We start from the raw sequence: 24,484 nt of genomic DNA, 5'->3' as shown, positions 1-24,484 counted from the left end.
TTGGCCGGCACCAGATGTCGTGGGTTGCAGGCAGAGAAGTCGACGAAATCGGCAGCCTTCGACTGGGTCGGTGCCGACGACTCTGGATGGCGGCCTACCGATCACCGCTCGTCAGGAGCGGTTCAGCCGTGCCTTCGTCCGCATGAGCGTCGCGGCGGCCGGACCGGCTGTGGCGACCAGGAGTCAGTGCTGATCCGGCATTTCTCGCCGCGGCCACTCGCGGCCGCTCCGGGGCAGATCGGCGGGAGCGGTTGCCAGCGTCATGGATTTGCGCCGGGCGGACACGGTCTGGGCGGATCCGGGCTGGGCAGCGGGCCGGGCAGGTACGGGGAGTGGATCAGGCTTGCTGAGTTCGTCGAGTTCGGCCAGCCCAACCACAGCGACCAACATTATGGTGATCACGGTGACGGTGATGATCAGCGGTGTGATCAGCTGCATGGGATCGGCACCGTCGGGGGGCATGGCATGCTGCCCAACGTGCTGGGCGTGCTGGGCGTGCATCGACGCCATTCCGGTGTAATGCATGCCGCACACCGCGAGGCCCATGATCAGCGCCGCGCCGATGGTTGCGCGGAGGCCACTGACGTGCAGCATGAACCATAGTGCCGCGGTCGCCGCGACCACTGCGATCACGAGCGACAGCACAACAGTTCCGAGGTTGTATCCCACGGTCACATCGGTATTCATCGCATGCATGCCCAGGTAATGCATGGCGGCCACGCCGAGCCCGGTGATGGCGCCGCCGATCGGCAGCGCAAGGACTTCCCGTCGCCAGCGCACGACGATCGACAGCCCGATCCACACCACCACCATCGCCACGGCCGCGCTGAGCAGCGTCATCGGCACGTCGTAACGGATGGTTCCACCGCGGATGGAGAAGCCGAGCATCGCGGTGAAATGCATGACCCAGATACCGGCGCCACCCAGGGCAATCGCCGCGGCGATGAGCCAGCCTGCGGGCCAGTACGACGATCGGGCGTGCACCGCGCATCGAAGACCGAGCATCGATCCGGCGACGGACATGATGTAAGCCAGAACGGGGGTCACCCACCCGTTACTGAAGTGATCGAGTTCCAGCACGCATCCGCTCCGTGGCCAATAACCGGCTTCTTGCCAGCAAATCGACTGCGACGATAGCGCAACTCGTAGAAAGTTGCATTATGCAAATTTCACATTGCGTGATTGCGCTGCGCGCGCCCTGGCCGGAGCTGCAACTCGGTTCGAGGCAACGAAGGCGGTTGTCTTGGGAGTTTATTCCGATCTCGTGGCCGTAGCGGTGCTATGGATCGCCATCTGACTCACCGCCTGTCGGGTCGATGGTTCGCACTTACCTCCGCGGTCCGTAGTCGGTACCGGGTGCGCACCCATAACGGGGCACTACGTCAGATCCACGCACTAAGTACCGGCAACGCAATTCACAAGACGACAGCAATCCATCAGCGATCATGCACACGATCGCGAATTCCTTGCGCGCCTTCGCCTTCGACGGGCGCCGAACGGACAGCCGCGGCGGAACGGGGATTCAGCAATGGGACCGACACGACCAAAGCCCAACGTGCGTTTGGTGCCTGCCAACAGAATTCGTTCGCGAAGCCATCGGCTGTGAAGGCATCCCACTTCCGGAATCCGGCTACCCGATTTCCTGCCCTGCGTTCCTCGACGCGGCACTGGTAGGTTCAGCGCGCGGGAATCGGGGTGTTCCAGAGGCTTTCGTGGTGGATGATCTCGGCCCGGTATTGCTGGAGCAACATGGCAACTCGGGGGTCATGGACGGGGTCGAACGGCCAATTCGCGGAGCGTCGGAGCTCGGCCAAATCAACCACGAGCTGCCTGGCCCGCCAGTGGCCGGGCACATACAGCACAGTAAGCGAGGCCAGTCGGTTGCCGTGTTCGGTATACACATCGACGCGGGAACGAAGCGCTCCGAGCATCCTTGGCGCCACCAGGATCGTCCCCACGATCAACTGCACCGCCAATTCCACCGACGCGCATACGCAAAGCGCCAGGAAGAGCAAGAACATCAGCAGCTCGAGCGCCTGTCCGACGACCGCCACAAGCGCAATGACGATGAGCAGCAGCGGAAACCAGTACAGCCATTGCCAGCCTTCGACCCGGTCCAGCTTGTGCTCCCGATCGTCGCGCCGTTGTTGGCGGCGGGCCGCGCGCGGGGTGGGCTGCTGAACCGCTCGCGGACCCGAGGGCGGCGCGGCTCCGACAGGCACCTCGAAGAGGAAGTACGTGCCCTCCATTCCGATATTGAACGGTTGGACCAGCCGTCGCCACGGCAAGAACCTGCGTCGCAGGTACCAGGCACGCTTACCTGTGTCTGTAACCCTCACGCGCTTCAGTAAATCAGGCCTGCGTCAGCCCTCTTCGCGAGATACCTTGCCCCGCACAATGATCTGTCCGGCAGGCTGATCGATGTCGCCCGACGTCAGGCGCGCTGACCGGCGTCGATCGCAAGCCCGGACGCGCAACCGGCATCGGTATCGCGAAATCGCGCGCGCCCATCGGGTCGGGCGAAGGCAAATCCGTTCTCCTGCACCGCCGATGCGGCGGGCGCCGTTCCAGGGTGACTTCGATGCCTCGGAGATTTATCTCGACAGCGGAGTCACGGTGCTGGTCGCGGTGATGTCGATGGTTATCGGTGCGCAGCGCTTCGCTCGCGAGAACGCCTGGTCAACACCGATGCAGTCCCGTCAGCAAAGTAGTGAGAATCGCCGACCGCCGGCTGTCGCTGCGTAGTACGGCGGAGACGGGTATCCGTAGCCGGTGCTCGGCCAGCGGCAGCACAACGAGCCCCTCGGTCGGACTGTCGGCATAGAGCACTGTCCACGCCTCGGGTCGATTGATCAACTCCATGGTCGCGGTGTGGTCGGGCGGAATCGGAGGTCCGTACGTGGGTCCTGCGGAAAGGTCTGCGAATGCGGCCCGAATGACGTTGTGCAGTAACACCTGTTCCTGCTCCGGTGGCAGCAGTAGCGGGTAGGAGCTGAGTTCGGCCAGCGTCACCTCCTCGCACGTCGCCAGGGGATGGGCGGCCGAGGTGGCGATGACCAGATCCTCGACCCAGAGCTTCTCGACGGCGAGACCCGGCTCATCGACGCTGCCGCGGATGAGCGCGAGGTCACAGTCGCCGTCGGCCACGGCGGTGATCCGCTGGCGGAACGGCTTGATCACGAACTCGATCTCGGCGTCGGGGTGCGCGGCGCGGGCGCCCGCGATCGCCGAGAGGGATCGCGTCGCGAAGGACATGTTCGCGGCAAGCCGGATGCGGTGCCCCGACGTCCGCACCGTGGCGCGGATCGCGGATTCCAGGCTCAGCATCTGTTTAGCCAGGGGAAGTAGCCGCATGGTCGCGTCGGTTGGTACGACGGCCCTGGTCGAGCGTTCGAAGAGTTGCACCCCGAGGTCGCGCTCCAGCCGGGCGATCTGGTGGCTGATCGCCGATTGTGAGATGTAACAGCGAGCGGCGGCTCTGCTGAAACTGAGCTCCTCGCAGACTGCGACGAAGTAGGTGAGCTGGCGAAGCTCCACGTCATCTCCAATTCATGAGCGATCAAGATAAGAGTCATCTACATTATGCGCCTGAACACCTGAAATATCTGCGCTTCGAATGACGGTTGGTAATGAGAGAAGGAGGCTGTCATGGAACACGCAGATGTTGTCATCGTTGGATCGGGATTCGGGGGGCTTGCCGCCGCTAAGCAATTGGCCAAATCGGGTATCGACTACGTACTCATCTCGAGCACGCCGGAACATCTCTTCCAGCCACTGCTCTACCAGGTCGCGACGGGTGTGCTGGCTTCCGACGAGATCGCGCCGCCGATCGCCTCGGTGCTGCGACGACACCGGGGGGCCGACGTCCGGCTCGGCAAAGTGGTCGGCATCGAGCCTGCCACTGCGATCCTCACCTACGAGCACGAGGGGGTGCGTCGGCAGATCCGATACGGCTCGCTGATCGCCGCCACCGGCGCCTCGCAGTCCTACTTCGGGCGCGACGACTTCGCCGACAAGACTTTCTCGCTCAAGACCATCGACGACGCGAGACTGCTTCGCGCCCAGATCGAGCGGGTCTTCGCCGAGGCCGCGGGCGCGGACGAGGAGACGCGGGACAGGCTGCTCAGCTTTGTGGTGGTCGGCGCGGGCGCGACCGGCGTCGAGGTCGCCGGTCAGCTGAAGGAGCTCGCGAAAAGGTATTACCACCAGGAAGTTTCGGTAACCCTGGTGGAGGGCGCCGGTGAGGTGCTTCCGCCGTTCGGCGGCGGGCTCTCGGAATACGCGAAGAAGTCGCTGACCAAGAGTGGTGTGGAGGTGTTGGTCGGCACCTTCGTGACCGACATCGAGCTCGGCAAGGTGACGGTCAAGGACACCGACGGCGTCGAGCGCAGGATCGCGGCGGAGACCGTGGTCTGGTCGGCAGGCGTGCAGGCGGGCGGCTTCGCGACCATCCTCGCCGAGGCCACCGGCGTCGAGACCGACCGGGCCGGAAGGCTTTTGATCAACCCTGACCTCACTGTCGGCGGCCACGCCGACATCTTCGCCATCGGCGACATGACCTCGCTCAACGGTTACCCCGGGCAGTCGCCGGTCGCCATGCAGGAGGGTAGGCACGCCGCCGACATCATCCGCAGGAAGCAGCGGCCGGGCACCCCGTTCAAGTACTGGGACAAGGGCAGCATGGCGGTGATCAGCAGGTTCAGCGCGGTGGTGAAGCTGAACGACCGCATCACCTTCCGCGGCGTGATCGCCTGGTTCATGTGGCTTGCCGTACACCTGCTGTATCTGGTCGGCTTCCGCAACCGCTTTGCGGCGGTAGCCTCGTGGCTCGTCGCGTTCATCGGGACGGGTCGCCCCGGCTTCGATGAGGTGGAGCGGACTCCGGTGCGGACGCTGGAACGCACCGCCGCCTGACCACACGTCACGACAATCGCGCTGTCCCAGCTCATGGGGCAGCGCGATTTTCTGCTCGATAGGTCGTCGAGCAGGCACAAGGCGCGGTTCGGATGCGGGGGCGGGAACGAAATACGACCGTCTGGTGAACGGTCGGTGTGACCATCATCGCGTTCACCGAACCGGCATCGACGCGACACTTCGAGGTTGCTCCGACGCAGTTTCGGGCTGGCTTCATCACGGATATGACTATTTCGTCCGTGTTGACAGCCCCGGCTCGACAGACGGAATCCGGGGTGGAGCGGTCCCGGTATTCATTGGTCGTTTCCTCCGACGCCGAGCACCGCACGGCGGCACAGCGGCTGCGCTACGGCGTGTTCGCCGGTGAGCCGGGCTTCAGGATTCCCGACAACGGCACCGGCCTCGACGCCGACCGATTCGACGAGCACTGCGATCACCTGCTCGTCCGCGACGATGTCACCGAGCAGTTCGTCGGGTGCTATCGAATGCTGCCACCGGACAAGGTGATCGCCGCGGGCGGGTATTACACGGCCACCGAATTCGATCTGAGCCAGCTCGATCCGGAAGGCAACCGGATCGTAGAGATGGGCCGCGCCTGTGTGGTGCCCGATCACCGCAACGGCTCGGTGCTCACCCTCATGTGGGCGGGCATCCTGCACTACATCCAGCTCACCGGATACGAATGGGTGATGGGCTGTGTGTCCGTGCCGATGCAGGACACCCCCGCCGACCCGGCCGGGGTGAACGTACGCGGCGTCAGGGACATGCTGCTCGGCAGGCACGGCTCCGATCCGGAACGGCGGGTGCATCCCCACCGGCCGGTGGTCGTCGACGGTCTCACGTTGGACGAGATGACGCCGCCGTCGCGGCCCAAACTGCCGCCACTGCTGCGCGGCTACCTGCGCCTCGGCGCGGAGATCTGCGGCGAGCCCGCCCACGATCCCGATTTCGCGGTCGCCGACTTCGTCGCGCTGCTCGGGCTCGACACGATCAACACCCGCTACCTGAATCGATTACAGGACGCCGCGAACGCACTCGACGGGGGACGGTGAGGTACATGGTGTTCGACGCGCCGCCCGCACAGCACACCGCACACGCGTGGATGCCGTCGAGCCCATGCGGGCCCGGTTGCATCGAGCGGATCGATGAGGTCGGGACCGGCCGGGTCATCGCCCGGCTGCTCGGCGTGGCCGGGTTGCTGGTCAGCTTCCTGGTGGTGAACGTGGCCACCCCGCGGGGCAGGCGCGAACATCTCCAGCGGCGCTACACGCGCATGGTATTGGATTGTCTCGGAATACAATTGCGTGTCGTGGACAACCGGGTGACCACGTCCGGCGTGGGCGGTGCGTCGTCCGACACACGTTTCGCCGACCCTGGCGAGGGTGTGTTGATCGTCGCCGGTCACATCGGCTGGACCGATGTGGTCGTGCTGGCCTCGGTGCAGCCGCTCGGATTCGTGGCGCGAGCGGACATGGTGGATTGGCCGGTGCTCGGTGGCCTGGCGAAGCTGATGCGCGTCATCCCGATCGAACGCGAGCGGCTTCGCGAACTGCCCGGTGTGGTCGCCCGCCTCGGCGCGCGCCTCGCGGCCGGTGATCGAGTCGCGGTCTTCCCCGAGGGGACCACGTGGTGTGGCCGCGCCTACGGCTCGATGCGGCCCGCGCTCTTCCAGGCCGCGGTGGACACCGGCACCTCGGTGCAGCCGGTACGGCTGCGGTATCTGGACAGCAACGGTGCGCAGTCCACGGTGCCCGGTTTCGTCGGGGAGGACACCTTCGGCAGTTCTGCGATGCGAGTGCTCAGGTCCAAGGGGATGGTGGCCGAGGTTGTCCTCGAGCCGCTGGAGTACCCAGGCCTCGACCGGCGCGATCTGGCCCGCCGCTGCGAACGGGCAGTACGCGGCACTGAAACCTCGCGGCACGGTGTGCTCGCTGCGCAGGAATGGATCGAGGCAGGCGTCACCCGAGTGCAGGACCCGGAGCTTGCGGAGGACACGCCAGTGGTTGTGCGGCGGCGGCGCCCGTTCCTGCGCAGCTCCGGTCGCCGGGTCGACGCGGCAGATGCGTGATCACGTCATGCACCTGCTCCCGAGATAGTGGTTGCCCTCCCGTGGATGTCTGATGGGGTGCCCGGTTTGCCGGTGAGGTCGTCAATTACCGGACATCACCGCGGCGATCTCGCGACGTGAGCGAAGGCCGAGTTTCGCAAGGGTATTGGAGACGTGAGACTGAATTGTCCTGCGCGACAGGAACATCTGGGCCGCGATGTCGGAGTTCGAAAACCCCTCCGCAACCAAGCCCGCGACCTTTCGTTCAGTATCGGTCAGGGCCGCCCAGCCTGACTTGGGGCGGTTGCGCGGACCGCGGACACCACGGCGAATTCCATAGGGCCGCACGCGCGCCACCGCGCGGGCGGTATCCCAGGAAGCTCCAAGGCGGGTGTAGAGCTCCACAGCGGCGTCCAGTGCGGTGCGGGCCTCAGCGCCGCGACCGGCAGCGGCGAGCACAACGGCAGCATTCTCGAAAGCCTGTGCTTCGTAGAGCGGCCGTCCGGCCTCCCTGAAAGCGCGTGCAGCCGCGACGAGAGCCGCGGGATCGCGCTCGGCGAGTCCGCGGCACAGCAGAGCGGTACCGTTTCTGGCCGCGGTCGGCTCACGCACCACCAGCGCTTCGGCGCTGGCCACCACCGACCGAGCCGCGTCGTCGTCACCGACGTCCGCGGCCAGCCGGGCGATGTCGGGAAAGATGTAGTAGAGCGTGGGCGCGGTCAAACCGTCGACCAGTCGTTGTTGGGCATCGACGAGTAGTTTCAACGCCAGGTCCGGGTTGCCGCGCGTCTCGTGGATCAGAGCGTTGACCCAGGGATGGAGCTGTGCATAACCGCTGCTGCCCAGCTGGCCGTCCGGTGCGGGAACGGTGTCCGGGTCCGGTAGAAATGTGCCGCGGTGGATTCCGATCAGCGCCGCCAAGGCGTGTGCGACCGGCGCATAACCGAAGACGTCGGGCGCTTCCATGCCGGAGGTGCATTCGGCCACTGCATCATCCCAGCGACCGTCCAACAAATACAGCCGCGCCTTCGCAACCAGGTTCGGGGCCAGATACACACCGTGCATCCTCCGGTTGTGACCGATGGCCGTCTTCAGGGTCTCTTCGGCGTCGGCGAGGCGATCGAGCTCGATCAAGCAGTGTGCATACAGCACATACGGATCGAACTGGTCCGATCCGGTGCCGTTCTCGAATATGGCAATGATCCGGCTGCTCAGGTCCAGCGCCGCACCGAGATAGCCCTGGGTATAGCGCACGGCCCCCAACGTCATGAGGCCATATCCGGTGGCGATCGGATTGTCAGTGGTCTCACCCAGTTCGAGCGCCTGTCGGCCGACCGCCGCGGCCGCATCGAACCGCCCCAAAAAGAAATTGTCCAGTCCACACAGGCCGTGGAAGCGGCCCGCCTCCTCGGCTCCGAGACTCGCTGTGGACAGTGCTGTTTCGGCAACATCGACAGCATCGGCCAACCGGCCCTGCGCGTGGCAGGCCTGAGCGAGCCGCCAACGAAGCCCGACGTCGTCGCCGTTTTCCGGTCGAGTGAGCAGCGCCGCGCGCAAAACGGACTCGGCCTCGATGGCGGAGCCGTTCCAGAGCAACGCTTGGGCCTGCAAGCCGATCAGCACCGAGCGCATGCCGCCGTCGAGGTCCGGGACGTTCGCTGCGCGACGCAACAGCTTCACCGCTATCTCGGGTGCTCGCACGATCAGCTTGTCGGCCACGGCCACGAGCCAATCGAGACTGGTCGTGTCCAGTTCGTGGTCGCCGGCCGAGAGGTAGTACGCAACTCGCTCGATCGGCGCATCGGTCGCCTGTAGAACCTGACCGGCCCGGCGGAGCAAATCCGACCGCAGCGAGGCAGGCAATTGTTCGGCCAGCACCTTTCGGATCAGGTCGTGCCGAAACACCAGTTCGGAGTCGGCACGGGTAAGAAGCCCGCCATCCATCGCCTCGGTGACAGCGCTCCAGACATCCAGAATCGAGCTGCTCAGGACCGCCGCGAGTTCCGCGACATTGACGATCGAGCCCAGTGCGGCAGCCATCGGCAGCATGTGCCGCGCCGGACGGGACAGCAGTTCCAGCCGCTGCGAGATCGCCTCCGCCAGTGAGGCAGGCAGCCGCTCGTCGGCGGCCGGCCGCGTCCGGTCGGCAACGTCGGCGACCAACGTGATCGCCTCGTCGCGCAACAGGGCGGCCACCAATTCCGTGATGTAGAGCGGATTGCCGCCGGCGCCGATCACCTGACGCATCAATCCCGAGCCGGGGACGGCCCCGACCATGTGCCGCACCAGTTCCGCCGCAGCCGAGTTGAGCAAGGGTCCGAGACGAATCGTCGGGGCGCGGCGTTCGACGAGATCGGCCGACAGCGCGGCAAACACCTTGTCCCGCGGCAGCGGACGGGCCGCGAGTATCAGCAACAGCGGCAGATCGTCCAGGACGGTGCAGAGCCGGTGCAGCACCGACAGGCTCTGCCGATCCGCCCAGTGGACATCATCGATGATCAACGCGACCGGGCCGGCGGTACACCAGGTATCGACCAGATCGAGGATCGCCTCGGTGATCGCGAACTCGTGCGTTGCCGCACCGTCACCGGCTCTGTCCCCGCTACGCAACAGCGCACGAACCGTGTCCGACTCCGTATCGGGCGCGATGCGATCGATGTCCAGCCACGAGCAGGCCGCCGCGAACGGCACACCCTGCTGCAGTTCCTTCGCGGCTCCCCTGCGGACGCGCATACCGTCGGCTGTGCATCGGGTTTCGGCCGCATCGAGCAGTGCTGTCTTGCCGATGCCGGGATCACCTTCGACGAGTATCGCCGCCCCCTGCCCCGCGGCGGCGCGTCGTCCGAGCGACACCACACGCGCCATCTCGGCATCGCGACCAACGAACACCGAGGTGAGGGACTCTTGCACAAACGGGGATATTAGGCGTCTGCGAGGAGAAGCAGGGCCCATGGCCGGGGCGCACCGCCCGCGACAACGCGGTATTCGCCGCGCACCGATGCGGATATTCCTGTCCGGAATGACGGATGTTCCTCGCGAGCGCTTGCCTTAGGGTCCGGATTACGGCAGCCCGATACTCGAAATAGATCGGGCACAACGCATTCCCGCCGAGCAGAGGAGGACCCGTTGGAGTCCGAGGCACCAACCCGGCACCCCGCACTGGAGGTAGTGCGCGGAATCACGCGCATCGGTGGTCATATCGCCAGGGAAGCGGTCGCCCGCCCGCGGGCCACTACTGCGGCCGACGTGCCGGTCACCGGCCGGGAAGTGACCGCCGATTGGCTGACTGCCGTGCTGTGCGACCGCCACCCCGGCGCGGCCGTCGAAACGTTCGACACCGAGACCGCGAGCAGCGGCACCTCGACCCGTTGGAAACTGAGCGTCACCTACAACGAGGCCGGCCGGGTCGCAGGTCTGCCGGAAACCCTGTTCGCGAAGACGACCGCAGACTTCAAACAGCGGCTCACCCTGGACTTGGCCGGAGTACTCGGCGGTGAGCCGGGATTCTTCAAACATCTGCGACCCGAGCTCGACATCGAGGCGCCGCGCGGTTATCACAGTGCGGTCGACGACCGGTCGGGGCGGTCGATTTCGTTGCTCGAGGACATCGTCAGCACCAAGGGCGCAAGCTTCTGCACGCCACAGACACCGATCGGCCGAGCACAGATCGAGGATCTGCTGCAGACCATGGCGACCTGGCACGCCCGCTACTGGGACGACCACGAGCTCAGGCAGCATCGATGGTTGAAGGCCCCGAGGGCGCACTTCGCCAATCTCGACCGGTTGATCGGCATATCCAAACGGGCCAAGGTCGGGGCTCGGCGGGCGGCCACGGTCCTACCTGAAGAGCTTCCAGCCCAACATGACCGGCTGTACCGGGCGCTGGCGCAATCGCTGGAGATCGCCAGCACGGGCCCGCAGACCTTCCTGCATGGTGACAGCCATATCGGCAACACTTACGTCACCGCCACCGGCCGCATGGGGTTCACCGACTGGCAGATCGTGCTGCGTGGAAGCTGGGCGTACGACTTCGCTTACGTGGTCAGCTCCGGCCTCGCTGTCACCGACCGGCGGGCATGGGAAGGGGAGCTGTTGACCATCTACCTCGAGCGGCTTGCGGCTTGCGGCGCCCCGGCACCTGATTTCGACACGGCGTGGCTGGCCTACCGCCAGCAAGCGTTGTATCCGTACTTCATCTGGCTGGCGACCATGGGCCACAGCATCATCCAGCCGAAGTACCAGCCTGACGAGATAAGTCTCGGCATTATCGAGCGGACCGCCGCTGCCGTACTCGACCTCGATGCCGCGAAGGCCGTCGAGGAGGCCGCCGAGTCACAGATCCGGGGCAGCTGATCCGCATCGTCAGTAACCGTTGCCGCACATTCGATTACACGGTCACGACGACGAGCCTGTGTACTTTCGATCTCGAACCGTTGGTCATCGGGACAAAGATCACATCGCTGTCCTCTTCCCGCTGACGGGAACACCCGGAGTTCTCCGGGCCCTGAGAGCGGAAGACTTGGGCAATATCCCGGATTCTCGGAGTTTTCCGGTGATGAGCCGGCTGGCCGAGATGAGGAGGCTGTGTGACCGACGGACCTGGCAGACTGACCGCCGAACACCCACTTGTCCATGAACTGGTGACGCAGGGGCCGACGGGATGGCGGCGGGTGGATGCGACATTCGCGGTCACGGTGGCGGGTGAGCTCGGGCATGTCGTGTATTCCGTTGGCGAGCAGACGGTATCGAGGACTCCGACCGAGACCGAGCTCGCGGTGATCCGGGAGTTGCGTGCGGTCGCGGCGAGGTCTGCGGTGGGGCCCTGGTGGCGAATGCTGGTGGTGTTGGCCAATGCCGGTGAGATGCAGATCGACTACGACTACGGCGACGAACCGTTCCCAGAGGTGCGGCTGTTCGGGCCGGAGGCGTATCGCGCCGACCTCGCGGCCTTTCCACGCGATAAGGTGCCGGTGTGGCTGGCCGCGTATATCGGTCATGGCGACCGGCAGGTGCGCACGCCGCAACAGGCGGCGGCCCAGGCGCGCGCCGATCGTGCCGGGCATGTGTGGGCGGTGCTGGCGGAGAACGAATTTCCGCCGTTGCCGGTGATGTTGGCTCGGTGGGCAACAGTCGCCGCGGCATTCGTTGCCGCGAAGTCGGATCGGGGTCCGCGAATGCTGCCATGGATCGGTTCCTTCGAGACCACCGCCCGCAGCGGGTCGACGCTGCACGTGCTCCCCGCCGGGCGGGCGGTGTTGTCGGGGGGAGTGTGGGAAGCGCCCACACTGGACGCGGTCTACAACGGCGGCGTGTCGATGCCGAAACTCTATGCGGGCGCACCGGATTGGGTGACAGACCCGGTGTTGAATCCACGAGCTACATCTGGGTTGCTGTCGTTCTGTTATTGGTGGGAGGCCGGACATTGGTATCGCGGGCAGTCACCGCCGGCCGAGCAGTGCGCCGCGGCGGTGCCGGGCGTGTGGACCCGCGACACTGTGATAGAAATCGTCGCCGGCCTGGTCGGCGACGGCCCGGACAACGACGCGATAGCGTCGTGGCTGTCCACCGCCGAGGGCGACCTGGTGACTCGCGAAACGCTGGTCGATGTCTTCGGCGACGACGGGAGCTTCGATATTGATGGTGCGCTCTACCAATACTCTGCCGTCGGGCTGGTGCCGACCGCAGCCGAGCCGATGCTGGTCGAAGAAGCGATCTCTCGGGTGCGTGACTACATAACAGGCCGGAAGCTGGACACCACGGGATATCCGTTGTCGCAGTTGGTCGCCCATCGGTTCAGCGTCGGCTGGATGGTGTATGTGCCGGTGTCCGAGGGGGAAATGGCGATCGGCAGGGCGATCTTCTACATCGGTGACGACGGCGTGCTGGAACACTCCTCGTCCTCCATCCCGCCGGGGATATACATCCCCGAGTTCGAGCAACGGTTCTCCGAGCGCCAGGCTTCGATAGCCTGAGTTGGATTGCGGCTGAGACACGTTGGCGCTGTGCCAGCGAACGCCAGCCCCTCATGTACTCCCGGCGATGAGAATGGTGCGCTGCGGTAGTCATGGTCCGTTGCGCGACAATCAGTGTCTCGGTTCCATTGACGCTGGGCTGAAGAGGTTGCCGGTATGGGTGAGTTTTTGCAGGTCGATACCGACCTGCTGCGGGCGCTGGTCCCGGAACTCACCGCTATCGCTGAGGCGGCACACGAGAATTTGGCGCAGCTGAAAGTCTCGCTCGACAGTCAGGGGCGGTGCTGGGGTAACGACGAGCCCGGCCGGATTTTCGGCGATCGCTATGAGCCGGCCGCGACGGATGGTCTGGACGGTTTCCGGAACTTGGTCGACAATCTGCGCGCGACGGGTAATGGTATCGCGGAGGCTGCCGCCGCTTTCGACAACCAGGACCTGGACATCAGGTCTCAGATCAGTCATCCGGACATGATCAGCTCCGATCCCAACATGGTCGCGCCGGTCGGTGTGTCGTCGGATCAGCCGAGTTCGACCAGCACGGATCTGCCCCAATCCATACTGTCGCCAACCGGTTCCGAACCCGAACCCGGAGCCGGCACCGCCGTACCGGCGTCGAACCCGGCCGGAACCTCCGCTACTGTGCCCCGATCCGGGCGGCCGCAGTACCCATCAGGCGACAACCCGAGCACCTCCCTCCAATCGACCTCAGCCCTCCAACCGACCTCAGCCCTCCAACCGACCTCAGCCCTCCAACCCACCTCAGCCGTCCAACCCACCTCAGCCGTCCAACCCACCTCGACCGGCCGATATCCTGGTGATGGTTCCGAGGCGCCCGACGAGCAGCCCGTACCTGGGATCGGCGCGGGGCCGACCGTTCAGGATCCCGCGCCAGCCGCTGCGCCCGCGACACCCACCTCGGGAAAGCCCGCAGGCACACCGGCGGTCGCAGGAACGTACACCGGCACACCATGGTCGAGGTCCCCGGCCGGGACATCCGGGCAGAGAAACATGGCAGGCTCGCCGTGGTCGCGCAATACATCCGCCGACGTCCCGCCCGGGCGGGTCTTCCCGCCAGGCCGCACCAGTCTCCGACCTGGCGGGGTGAAGCCCGTTCAATCAGGTCGAGATGATAAGTCCGGCAAACCGAAACGCTCGACAACCACACCGAAACCCTCCGGCGTCGACACCGCCCCTGCGGCGCTGGCGGCCGCGCAGGCCTTCGCCGTACGGCACGGGCTACAGATCGTCGGATTCGACAGCTCCGGGATCGCCGAATCCACGGTTGACGAGATCGCGGCGGCCCTCTACGACATCCTCGGAAAGTACCCGTTCCTCGACCTCGGCGGGATCGAAATCACCGATCTCCGTGGCGGTGCGGTGTCGCGCGTCGCGTGGGATCGGGGCGTGGGCGAGACCGACGGGGCGATGGCCGCGGCATGGATCGTGCTCGACAAGTCCATCGTGGAGAACACCGCAAATCTTGCCGAAAAAATCAGTGCCGCAACACAATCTGGGTCAATAGTTGCTGGATCCGATGAGCGTCCGATGTATTCGGTCATGGTCCACGACCTCGGTCGGATACTAGAGGCGGCGGCGGGTACGCGGGCGCGTGCGTCGGCGCAGCGATTCTTGATCACCGAGTATCGGCGTATCAATGGTTCGTGGGATCGGGGTGACACGTTGGCCCGGATTGTCGCTGGCTATCGGGCATGGCGTGGCCAGTTGAGCCGCGGGTGTTTCTCGGGTGGTCGTTTTGATGCTCGTGCGGGGTTGGTGGGGGCGTTCGCTGAGGTGGAGTTGCGTGGTGCGGACGCGTGTGGGCCGGCAGGGGTGTTGCATCGTCTGGTAGTGGAGTGTGCGCGGGGACGGGCAAGCGGCTAGTGGTGGCGCAGATTTTGGAGCAGTTTCCTGGCTGGATGATCGAGCTGGTGGCGGGGCATATACCGGACGGGACTCCGGACAAGATTCGTCTTGCTGCTGATGCATGGGCGGATTCGGCGGTGGAGCTCGCGGCGTTGGTGGTGCGGCTCGAGGTGCAATTGGATCGGTCGGCGGCAGCGGCGGCAGGGAAAGCTGGTGAGGGGATCCAGCGGCAATATCGTGCGCTGATTGCCGATACGCGCTCGCAGAGTGAGTCCAATGATGCCAAGGCGCGGCTGTTGTATGCGCAAGCCAATGAGGTCGAGCTGCAGCTGTATCAGATTTACGGGATTTTGGGTGTGATTGCGGCGCAGTGGATGTGTGATGCGGCCGCGTCGGGGACCGGTGTGGGGTTGGTGAAAGCGGCGGCGGATCGGGCTGCGGTGAAGGCGGCGGCGGGGGTGGCGTGGCTCGAGCATGTGGCTCGGGTGCTGGAGTTGGCGGTGAAGTTCATCGCCGAGAATCCGCGCCTGATATTGGCGTCGCGCGGTGTGTTGCTGGGTACGGCGATCGGTGGCGGCACCACGTGGGGGGCGATGGAAGTTCAGAAGTGGCAGGGGCATCGGGAGAAGGTGGACAGGGGGAAGGTGAGGATTGCGCTCGCGGCGGGTGCGCTGGGTGGGTTGGTTGGCGTGGAAGTCGGTGCGGCCGTGAGCGGTCGTTTCAGGGCGAATTCGGTGTCGAAGGTGGTGCGGGTCGGTGGGCATGTGGTGGGGACGGTGGTGGCGGGGGCCGCGGGCGGTCTGGCCGGAGGTTTAGCAGGTGGGTTTACGGCGTGGGCGTTGACGGGGGGTGAGTTGCGAGCCAAGGATGTGGCGGCGATGGCGTGGACCGGGTTCGGGTCAGGGTTCGCGAGTGCGGCGGGCGCGGGGTTGCGGTCGGGGCGCGCTGCCGCAGCGGCGGAGGTTGCGGGATCGGGTCGGGTCTCGATAGATACGGGGTCGCCGGCGGAGAATGTTTCGTCGCGTACACAGCTCCCCGGGTCTGGGGAAGGTTACCTCGCCCGGCCTGATGACCTCACTCGTGCGGGGATGCTGTCGGAGCAGACGAAAGCGGAGCTGAGCCAGATCGAGCGTGAGGTCCGTCGGGACCTCGCAGGGCAGGTCGACCAGCTCGCGCCGGGAGCGCAACACGATGCGTTGAGGGAGTTTGTCGACAATCACAAACCTCGCGAGGGCGGTGAACTGCGGCCGGTAAGCCTCGAAGACCTGCACAGTATGGCCGATGCCGAGGCCCGTCAGCAGTTGCGGACGATGGGTTTAGGCCCGACGCCACCAGCGAACGCAGCAGGTACGCAACCTGGTTCGCCACACCCGCCGGTTTCGCCGCCGCGTCCGAGCGCACCGGTTTCGCCCGCACACCCGTCGCCGGGCCCCTCGGGTTCCTCACCTGTGCCCGCCGAATCCGGTCCGGCTGGGCGGGTGAGTGTGCGGGTTGCCGGCGAAGCAGTGCCGCCGGTACACAGCCGAGCGGCGCTGTCGGTGGCAGGTGAGAGCACGGCCGGTAGTGCCACACCCGCCGCGACCGCGCACACCCCCATCACGCACACTCCGGCCGCGCATGTCGATGTCGCTGAGATCGGGGCCGTGCGCACGGTCGCCGAGACGACAGGTCGGGATGCGGTCACCGAAACCTCTGTCGCACAACCAGGTAGTCCCAGTGCGCTTGCGCCCAGACCGCACTCCGGTTCCGGTGTCGACGGCGACGGCGGTAACACTGGGGCAGGGCGCGAGAACGGGCACGGCATCACCACGCCCGAGGACCGCCGCCATGCCGCCACCACCGATGAAGGCCACGCCGTCACCGCGATCGAGGACGGCGCCCATGCGAACGCTACCGAGGAGGGCCGCAGCCGATCCGGCCACGAAGACCGCAACGGTGCGACGGGCGAACAGATTCAGACCACGGAATCGGCCGGCCCACACAATGATTCCCTGAATGCCGGCGGACGTGACACCGCTGAGGCGGTCTCCGGCAACGCCCACCCGGACCTGGTTGGGGCCACCGCTGAGGGCGGTGGCGGTTTCGTGCCCGCCCACGATGCCGATGCCGGTGTACGTAACTGCGTCCCTGAAGCGGTATCGGAGTTCAAGAGATCGACCGGGCTCACCGGAGGTGATCCGTCGCTCATCAGCCGGGCGTCTGGTTTGCAAGGGTTCAGTGGTGATCAGGTCGCGAGGGGGGTGGGTGCGGACTGGCAGGCGGTCGAATCACTGGCCATCGCTGTCGCTGATATTCACAGCAACGGCGGCACCGCCCTGATCGGCATAGAGGGCCCCTGGGGCGCGCACGCCCTGAACTTGCACGACAACAGCGTCGGTGACGTCGTGATGCGCGAACAAGTCGGCGAGTGGGTCCACGAACGCTGCGGTGATGTCGTCAACGTGTGGAAAGTCGACACGAACGGGCGGCCCGTCGGCGAGCTACGAGTGTGGATCGAAGACAACGCGGTGGCTAACTACGTCAACAGCCTGACACCCCACATCGACACAGTCGGCATGATCAGAGCCTACGAATCCACCCACAAAGGGGACCCACAACAACCGGCGTTACCGCTGGCGCCAGGCCAAGCACCCGCGAGCCGACCCGGAATCCACTACCCGAAAGACCTGATGGGCCACCGGCCCGAAGGCGGGGCCGCCCTTTTGGAACGCCCAGCATCCGCCGAACCGGCCCGCGCCGAACAACCCCTGCTGAATCTCGACTTCTTCGAATTCGAAGCGCAATTCGCCACCGACCCCATCCCTCAGGCCACCGTCACGCCGACCGCGCACGCGAAAACACCCACGCCGGAGCTCACACCATCGCACCTGATACCCGACACCGACAACCTTGCCGTGCAGGCGGACCCATCATCCGCGGTTTCATCATCCGAACAACCACGTCCCGTGCCGGACGTACACAGCCCCACCGCACCAACAGACTCACCAGCACGCGTTCCAGACGCCACGCCGTCGATAGCGTCGAAGCCCATTTCCGAGGCGAATAGCCCTGCCCCACAAACACGCCCACTGAAGCCAGTTCCAGAAGCCATAACATCAACCCCATCACACGCCACCGTCGAAACGAAAAATCATGTTCCACAATCAGGTTCACTAAAATCGCTCGCCGACGCCCCACCATCCCCACCGCCACGCGCCACTCACCACGCCGGCAGCCCTACCGCACAAGCAGGCTCGCCGGAGCCGATGCCCGAAACGCCATCGGCCCCGCCTGGCCCCGCCGCGGACGCGGGACCCCTTGCCCTGCAGTCGAACCCGTCGAAGGCGGTTCTCGATACCGCACCATCAGCACCGCTACACCCCACTCCCGCACAGTCGATCTCGCCGAAGAATATTCCGGAGCTCGCGCCTCTGACGAGTGCGGCGGCAGTCGCCTCGGCCGCCGCTGAAGCGCCGCCGTCCGCCACCAGGCCGCTCGCCGCAACGAGCGGCCGACCTGGTGCCGACACCGACGAACTCCCGAGTGAACCCGAGGAGTTCCCCGGTCTACCACCGTCTGTGGTACCGATTGGCGCGCCGCCCGAACAATCCGACCCGGACACGCGGCCCGATGACATTCCGATCGAAAGGCCTGAGGAATACATCAAGCCGCCGGGCACCATCGACACCATCCCCGGCGTCCCGACCCCGCCCGACGGCCCGCCGGACAACGCGATACCCGTTATCCCGCACCTGCCTTCCTCGGTACCGACCCAGCCGCCTGCCATGCCTGTGGTCCAACGGCCGATGCCACCGAACCCCGTCGCCGACCCGAACGACCCCGAGGACGATCGGAACTCCACCCGGGACATCGAACCTCTGCCACGCGACCGGGCCGAGCCGCCAACTCACCTGCCCGCCACCGAGAAAGGCCCGGACTGGACCCCCTCATCCGCTCACTACGCCACTCACCAGGACCCGAACGCCAAGGACGCACCACAAGATCCGAACATCCCTCCTCAATTCGATCCCGACCGCCTCGACCACAGCGACCCGCCTGGCATTCCCGGGCTGGGCGTGCTGCCCTCTGCGCACCGGGCACAACCACAGAAACGGTCGGTGGAGGCGGTCCGCCTGTTCATGGTGGCCCAGGCATCGGCATGTGAGAACGACAAACGAACGACGCGGCAGAAGCCGGACTCGCCGCCGAAACCACCGGAAAAACCCACAGCGCCCGGTGTGGTGGGTGCGGAGGGCGAGCGGATGCGTCCGGTCGGGCGTGGGCGCGTCGACGTCGCGGTGCTGATCGCCTCGGAGGTTGTGGACGGCAGGCCGGGGGCCCCATCTCTCGATGGCAACGCCGCGAAGGCGTCGACGTATTTGTCCCCGTGGGCGGCGCTCAACCGTTCCAGCGCCGGAGATGTTGCGCCGGGCGACAATCCGGATGGATCCCGGCCGACGCCATGGAGCAGCGACCTGTTCCCCGAGACAAGGTCCGCCCCGACGACCGCCGCCGACAACACATCGTCTGGCGATGATCATCTTGGTGACCGCTCCGTTCAGCCCCCTGCGGCTGACTACCGGTCCAGCAACCCGTCCCCCTGGGCCGCGGCGTATGGGCCGGTGCAGGTCCCTGTACCGGACTCGCCGCCTACGGGTGCGCCTGTGACCGCCCGACTGCTGCCCGGCGCGCTGCGGTACTTCCCTGAATTCGATTACGACGCGGCATCCGGTCTCTACATCCCGCAGCGCCACCTGCCACCCGGTCGGCATGGACTACACCACCTCGGCCCAGTGGTTTACCACCACCCCCCGGACGAACCGATCGGCCTGCCCGACCCGCAATCGCAACAACCATCACCTCGATCTCCGGACGGTGACACTCCAACCAACCGACACCCGACAGAACACCCCGAACTCGCGAACCTGAGTGCCGAGCCGCCGCCGGCACCCGCCGAAGAACCGGTTTCCCTGCGGCAGCTACGCACCTCCAATGCGGCGTACTGGCAGCTGTTCAAGTCCAACGCCGCTTCCAGCTTTGGCAACAGTGTTCAGACGACGGCTCTACCGATACTCGCGATGAGCATGACAGGTTCGACGATGGTGGGTGGCTTGGCCACGTTCGCGCAATTTGCACCAAAAGTCCTGTTCGAACCACTCGCCGGCTACATGAGCGATTTTTGGGACCTCCGGCGAAACATGTTCGCCTGGCAGTCCGTCGGCCTGTTTGCGGCCGGTGGTGCCGGTGCCCTGGTCTTCTTCGGTGGACGTGACCTCGGCACGGCGCTCACCGCGGCAACACTGGTGGAGGCGACCGCGGCTACGTTCTATCTGCGCAGTCTCCGGGTGGCAGTTCGAGAACTGACCACTCCACCACAGCGATCGCAGGCGCTCCGTTTGGCAGAGGTCGACGGGTACCTTGCGGGTGTTGGTGGGCGGGTGCTCGGCCCCATCCTGCTCAGTGTGGCGCAGTCGTTGCCGTTCGCCGTGAACGTCGCCTCGTACGCGTGGAACCTGGCGACACTGCGTTCGCTGCGGAATTCCTTTCCGCCCCGAGCCTCGGCGGACTCTCATACATTCCGGGATGTGCTGCGCGGCATTGGAGAGGGGGCACAGGCGCTCTGGCATGAATCATTTCTCCGCCAGTATTCCGCGCTCACGATGATCACCAACATATCCATGACGACCCTCAACCTCCGCACCGCCGCGCTGATCACGGATGCTGCGATGCCGGGTTGGGCTGCTGGTGCGGTGCTCGGCGCGGGGGCTGTGGGCGGAGTAGCCGGCGGGTTCCTGCCAGCCAAGTTGATCAACAAAATCAAGATCGACACCGTGTACCTTGCGACGCTCGCAGGCTTTACCGGCGTCGCCGCGCTTCAGGCCGGCACCGAGAATCCACTCCTGGTGGCGGCCGGCGCATTCGGTGTCTCGGTATTCGGTGTCGGTATGAATGTCCAGTACGCCACCTATGAAGCAAAGGTTGCTCCCGAAAGGCTCTTCGGCCGAGTGTCGAGTGTGAGAAGTCTGATCCTCGGATCCGGTACCGCAGCCGGCGGGTTGGTGGGCGGCGCTTTGCTGTCGACGCAGGGCATCGTCCCTACCGGCTGGATCTCGACGGCCGCAATCGGAGCGGCCGCAACGGGCGGTGCCCTCCATTACATGCTGATGCGAGGCCGCGGCCTGTTCGGATTTCGCTGGCGTCGACCGAAGCCGAAGCCGCCCCCGGCAACGCGGCACCGGCCGTGAGCGCGTCCGAATCCACAACACCCCATGCGGTTCGGCGCATCGTCGAGTGCGTCATCCACGTAGCCCATGCGGTATCAGCACTGGGCAACGACGATACACAGCTACCCGAAACAGGCGAAAAGGGTTGGCGCGTCTTGGAAACCGCCATCGCCACACAACTGATCGAAGTGCAGCTGCCGCAGCAGCCCGCCACCAGCGATCCACTCGCCTCCGTCGTCGACGCCGTCCGCAACAAACGAAACGGTGCTGACACCGCGGTCGTCGTCGTCGACGGCGCCAAAGCACACGGATACGTCATTACCAACGTCGATGGCACTGTCGTCGTATTCGATACGAACATCGACGACACCAATGGCCCACGAGTACGAACATACGAGAAGTGGGCACAGTCCTACCCATGCGTCGAAGAAGCCTTCGTCGCTTACCTCAAATCCGACAACGGCGTGCTGGCGGCCCTGTCCGAACCCAAGGGCATCTATTGGGCCCGTCGCGATGCCGATCCGCGTCGGAGGCGAATCATCGCGGGCTCGACCGAGCATCACGTGGTCATCGACGCGGTCGACTGGCTCGAGCAGCACGAGGGCGCACAGGTGACCTCGTTGCCGGTGGACGCCGGTGGTGTGGTGTCGCCGCGCGCTACGGGCCGCGTTGGCAGACCGCGTCGACGAGGTCGCCCTTGTCGCCATCATGTGGGCCAACAATGAGGCCGGGACCATTCAGCCGATCCGCGAATTAGTTTCCGTCGCACAGGAATTCGGCGTGCCCATGCATAGCGATGCCATTCGGGCCGCGGCCCAGCTGCCGATCGACTTCGGCGCGAGCGGCCTGTCCGCGGCGAGTTTCGCCGGGCACAAGGTCGGTGGGCTGCACGGGGTCGGCGTGCTGTTGCTCGGCAGGCAGGTGCCGTGTGTGCCGCTGCCGCACGGCGGCGGGCATGAACGGGATATGCGTTCGGGTACCTCGGATGCCGCGGCGGGCGGTCGGGCTTGCCACCGCGCTGCGTGAGACCGTCGCCGAGTTGCCGACGCGCGCTGTCGAGCTGACCGGACTGCGTGCGAAGAACGCGGCCGTCACGTAGGGCGAGCCGTCGTATGAGGGCGTCCGCCGATCGGTCAGGATACGGGCGAACTGTCGGCGGCTACCGTTTGCTGGAATTGAACTCGGTATCAGGATCTGGTAGTTCCCCGGGCTGTGGTCTCCAATCTGGCCGATCCGTTCACGCGTCGCTCGATGGGTTGACGTTTTGCCTGTTAACGGCGTGCCTCAGTCGCGACCGAATGATCAACATGGCACCCGGTTGCCGCACCCATGGTCCGGACGGGGCCCTGAAATGAGACCCAGGGCATGAGCGAACCCCCACTTACGCACTGAAGTAGTTGAAACTCGTGCAATCAGCGGCATGATAGCGCATTCTTAGTTAATCGGAACGGTGCCCACAGTTCACGACGTACCTCGGATTGGGAACGACGCATCATGTCCACGTCGCACGGACAACAGGCGCTGCGTTACGAACCGTACTCAGTGGCAGGCGAGCGTGCGCGGCAACCATCGCCTGACGGTGCCATGCTGTCCTACCGTGTCGGCCACGGAATTTGGCGTGAGATTCCACTCGATCCCGACGATCCCGGTGTGACGATCGGGCGGTCGAAGGCAGCCGACATCACTGTGACCGCCGACGCGGCTGTGTCGCGACTGCACGCCATCATCGAGCGGGTGTCGGACTGCTGGGTCGTCATCGACAACGGGATGTCGACAAACGGGACCTTCGTCAACGGTGAGCGCATCGGAGGACGTCGGAAACTCAACTCCGGCGATACCGTCCGCCTCGGAGAATCGGTGTTCATCTTCACCGACGGCCACCCGCCCGAAGACGAAATAACAATTGTCCCGATCAGCCTGCCGACCCGGAATGACCTGACCGACGCCCAGTATCTGGTTCTGGAGGCGCTGTGCCGCCCCAATGATGCTCAGACTACCTACAGCTACCCCGCCTCGAACTGGCAGATTGCACACGATCTGTGCCTGAGCGTTGCCACGGTCAAAACCCACCTGCGGGCAATATTCAAAATATTCCAGGTCGAAAACCTGCCACAGAACCAAAAACGCGTGCTTGTGGTCGAACGTGCTCTCGCGTGCGGCGTGATTGTCAATCACGAGGGGTAGGACTCCGGCTCAAGTGTGTGATGTCGGTTCGCGCCCCATCACGGGGGCGCCGAGCAGCAACTCCTCTCGGTCGATACGGTGTCCAGCTAGACCGGGTGGAAACCTGCGCCGATGCCACCGCGCGCGTTGATGTCGTCGATGATGGCGGCCATGTTCCCGCCGAGCTGCGGTCCGAGGCACGGCACGGTCAGATATCCGTTGACCATGCCGACGAGCGTTGTTCCGACCGTCACCGGCCCGCCGGAGTCACCGGGAAGGACACATATCTGCGTCCAGGTCCAGGTGTTGGACCCGTACACATCTCCGTAGGTCAGTCCGCAGGTCTGGCCCGTGGTGTAGCCCTGCTTGCAGGCGATATCCGGGAACTGCGCCGGACCGCCCAACCTGGTGATCGTGGTGTTGCCCACGCGGTTCACGGGCACGACCTTGCCGGGATCGAACTCGATGACGGCGTAGTCCATCGCGGTGTAGGTGTAGGCGAAGGTGCCGACTGTGCCTGCGTCACGGTTGGCCTCGGCGGCGACCTCGGTACCCGCCTCACCGCAGTGTGCTGCGGTGAGCCCGACCAGCCGACCTGCGGCATCGTGCCCGATCGTGGTGAGTGTGCATATGCCCTGGTCACCGACGACCAAGCCGGAGCCGCCGCCCAGCATCGACGGACCTGCCGCATGCGCGGTGCCTATTTGTGCTCCGACCAGCATTGCGCCCGCTGCAAATGCAACGGCAGCCCTCGCGAGTTTCATGAACATGTCCAATCCAATCGTCCGGGCCGCGACAATCCGGTGCGGCGCGAATAACGTCTGCACATTTCCTGGACGGGGTCTATCGCCACCGGGGCGTCAGGCCCCGTTGTCAGGCGTTCTTTGGCATGGAGTCTGGTTGGAGTTGCGTCGTAGCGACGACACTATGACGGTCACCGCGCTATCGGGTGTGTGACGCGCGGCGTTGTCTGCATTGTTGTGGTGCTGTCGAGCGGGTCACACCAGGCAGATGCCCGTAAAGAACGGGAAGACCGGCGGGACGAAGCAAACCCACCACAGCAAGGGGTTCCACCACAAGACGGCAGGTTCGACCTGTACGGGGACTGGCTCCGAGGGTGCCACCTGGACAGGCAGCGGAGATTCGGCCGGTGCTGCGGTCGCAACGCTGGTGCCGAGCGCGATTATCGGTGCGAGCGCCACCGCTGCCGCGGCTACGCGAATTTTGGTCGTGTTCATGATGCTTCCTTAAGTGAGCGCTTCCGGGTCGCCCTCACCCCTGAAGGCTGCCCGCGTGTGAACACCACCAACTCTGCTCGTAGG

The 24,484-nt window shown here is 65.4% G+C and carries 15 protein-coding genes and 1 pseudogene; 9 read left to right on the top strand and 7 right to left on the bottom strand.

Annotated features, from left to right (window positions below; translation table 11 throughout):
* Positions 1 to 183 precede the first annotated feature (183 nt).
* From OHQ90_RS33575 to OHQ90_RS33565, 3 genes are all read right to left on the bottom strand, one after another.
* Positions 184 to 1,080 (bottom strand): MHYT domain-containing protein, encoded by an 897-nt coding sequence (locus tag OHQ90_RS33575; protein ID WP_328404425.1) that lies wholly within the window; start codon positions 1,078 to 1,080, stop codon positions 184 to 186.
* 596 nt (positions 1,081 to 1,676) lie between these two features.
* Positions 1,677 to 2,339, bottom strand: coding sequence for a hypothetical protein (locus OHQ90_RS33570; RefSeq protein WP_328404423.1), 663 nt, complete (start codon positions 2,337 to 2,339; stop codon positions 1,677 to 1,679).
* Between the two features lie 340 nt (positions 2,340 to 2,679).
* Entirely contained in the window at positions 2,680 to 3,537 is an 858-nt protein-coding gene (locus OHQ90_RS33565; RefSeq protein WP_328404421.1) for a LysR family transcriptional regulator, read from the bottom strand.
* Positions 3,538 to 3,648: 111 nt separating this feature from the next.
* Here OHQ90_RS33565 and OHQ90_RS33560 point away from each other — a divergent pair, with 111 nt between their 5' ends.
* The 3 genes from OHQ90_RS33560 to OHQ90_RS33550 all read left to right on the top strand — a co-directional run bounded on the left by OHQ90_RS33560 (position 3,649) and on the right by OHQ90_RS33550 (position 6,982).
* Positions 3,649 to 4,914, top strand: coding sequence for an NAD(P)/FAD-dependent oxidoreductase (locus OHQ90_RS33560; protein WP_328404419.1), 1,266 nt, complete (start codon positions 3,649 to 3,651; stop codon positions 4,912 to 4,914).
* Positions 4,915 to 5,138: 224 nt separating this feature from the next.
* Complete coding sequence (locus OHQ90_RS33555; protein ID WP_328404417.1) at positions 5,139 to 5,966, top strand: GNAT family N-acetyltransferase; 828 nt, start codon at positions 5,139 to 5,141, stop codon at positions 5,964 to 5,966.
* Between the two features lie 5 nt (positions 5,967 to 5,971).
* On the top strand, positions 5,972 to 6,982 hold the full coding sequence (locus OHQ90_RS33550; RefSeq protein ID WP_328404415.1) for a lysophospholipid acyltransferase family protein: 1,011 nt from the start codon (positions 5,972 to 5,974) through the stop codon (positions 6,980 to 6,982).
* Positions 6,983 to 7,063: 81 nt separating this feature from the next.
* Here OHQ90_RS33550 and OHQ90_RS33545 read toward each other — a convergent pair whose 3' ends face one another.
* Positions 7,064 to 9,871 carry an ATP-binding protein gene (locus OHQ90_RS33545; protein ID WP_328404413.1) on the bottom strand — a complete coding sequence of 936 codons (2,808 nt, stop codon included), beginning with the start codon at positions 9,869 to 9,871 and terminating at the stop codon, positions 7,064 to 7,066.
* A gap of 216 nt (positions 9,872 to 10,087) precedes the next feature.
* Here OHQ90_RS33545 and OHQ90_RS33540 point away from each other — a divergent pair, with 216 nt between their 5' ends.
* Positions 10,088 to 11,314, top strand: coding sequence for a phosphotransferase (locus OHQ90_RS33540; protein ID WP_328404412.1), 1,227 nt, complete (start codon positions 10,088 to 10,090; stop codon positions 11,312 to 11,314).
* A gap of 233 nt (positions 11,315 to 11,547) precedes the next feature.
* Entirely contained in the window at positions 11,548 to 12,933 is a 1,386-nt protein-coding gene (locus OHQ90_RS33535; protein WP_328404410.1) for a hypothetical protein, read from the top strand.
* 111 nt (positions 12,934 to 13,044) lie between these two features.
* On the opposite strand, the gene OHQ90_RS33530 is transcribed toward OHQ90_RS33535, so the two are convergent.
* Positions 13,045 to 13,395, bottom strand: coding sequence for a hypothetical protein (locus OHQ90_RS33530; RefSeq protein ID WP_328404408.1), 351 nt, complete (start codon positions 13,393 to 13,395; stop codon positions 13,045 to 13,047).
* A gap of 639 nt (positions 13,396 to 14,034) precedes the next feature.
* On the opposite strand from OHQ90_RS33530, the gene OHQ90_RS33525 reads away from it, so the two are divergent.
* The 4 genes and pseudogenes from OHQ90_RS33525 (at position 14,035) to OHQ90_RS33510 (ending at position 23,183) form a co-directional block, all read left to right on the top strand.
* Positions 14,035 to 14,814: a hypothetical protein gene (locus OHQ90_RS33525; RefSeq protein ID WP_328404406.1), complete on the top strand. Its 780-nt coding sequence runs from the start codon at positions 14,035 to 14,037 to the stop codon at positions 14,812 to 14,814.
* Between the two features lie 35 nt (positions 14,815 to 14,849).
* Positions 14,850 to 21,020, top strand: coding sequence for an MFS transporter (locus tag OHQ90_RS33520; protein WP_328404404.1), 6,171 nt, complete (start codon positions 14,850 to 14,852; stop codon positions 21,018 to 21,020).
* A gap of 467 nt (positions 21,021 to 21,487) precedes the next feature.
* Positions 21,488 to 22,074: pseudogene (locus OHQ90_RS33515) on the top strand (aminotransferase class V-fold PLP-dependent enzyme); the annotation flags it as partial.
* Positions 22,075 to 22,649: 575 nt separating this feature from the next.
* Positions 22,650 to 23,183 (top strand): FHA domain-containing protein, encoded by a 534-nt coding sequence (locus OHQ90_RS33510; protein WP_328404402.1) that lies wholly within the window; start codon positions 22,650 to 22,652, stop codon positions 23,181 to 23,183.
* A gap of 86 nt (positions 23,184 to 23,269) precedes the next feature.
* On the opposite strand, the gene OHQ90_RS33505 is transcribed toward OHQ90_RS33510, so the two are convergent.
* Together OHQ90_RS33505 and OHQ90_RS33500 are read right to left on the bottom strand one after the other, a co-directional pair.
* Entirely contained in the window at positions 23,270 to 23,932 is a 663-nt protein-coding gene (locus OHQ90_RS33505) for a serine protease (RefSeq protein ID WP_328404400.1), read from the bottom strand.
* A 228-nt stretch (positions 23,933 to 24,160) separates the two neighbouring features.
* On the bottom strand, positions 24,161 to 24,400 hold the full coding sequence (locus OHQ90_RS33500) for a hypothetical protein (RefSeq protein ID WP_328404398.1): 240 nt from the start codon (positions 24,398 to 24,400) through the stop codon (positions 24,161 to 24,163).
* Positions 24,401 to 24,484: the final 84 nt, after the last annotated feature.

Origin of the sequence: Nocardia sp. NBC_00403 (assembly GCF_036046055.1) — a bacterium.
In the GTDB taxonomy this organism is placed as follows: Bacteria; Actinomycetota; Actinomycetes; order Mycobacteriales; family Mycobacteriaceae; genus Nocardia.
Note: the sequence above shows the minus strand (reverse complement) of the source record. Positions and strands in the feature narration are given on the sequence as shown.

Bases quoted from the DNA above. Each gene is read 5' to 3' on its own strand.
- OHQ90_RS33560 (WP_328404419.1), top strand. From the start codon at position 3,649: ATGGAACACGCAGATGTTGTCATCGTTGGATCGGGATTCGGGGGGCTT.
- OHQ90_RS33555 (WP_328404417.1), top strand. From the start codon at position 5,139: ATGACTATTTCGTCCGTGTTGACAGCCCCGGCTCGACAGACGGAATCC.
- OHQ90_RS33550 (WP_328404415.1), top strand. From the start codon at position 5,972: ATGGTGTTCGACGCGCCGCCCGCACAGCACACCGCACACGCGTGGATG.
- OHQ90_RS33530 (WP_328404408.1), bottom strand. From the start codon at position 13,395: ATGACTGATCTGAGACCTGATGTCCAGGTCCTGGTTGTCGAAAGCGGC.
- OHQ90_RS33520 (WP_328404404.1), top strand. From the start codon at position 14,850: ATGATCGAGCTGGTGGCGGGGCATATACCGGACGGGACTCCGGACAAG.
- OHQ90_RS33505 (WP_328404400.1), bottom strand. From the start codon at position 23,932: ATGTTCATGAAACTCGCGAGGGCTGCCGTTGCATTTGCAGCGGGCGCA.
- OHQ90_RS33500 (WP_328404398.1), bottom strand. From the start codon at position 24,400: ATGAACACGACCAAAATTCGCGTAGCCGCGGCAGCGGTGGCGCTCGCA.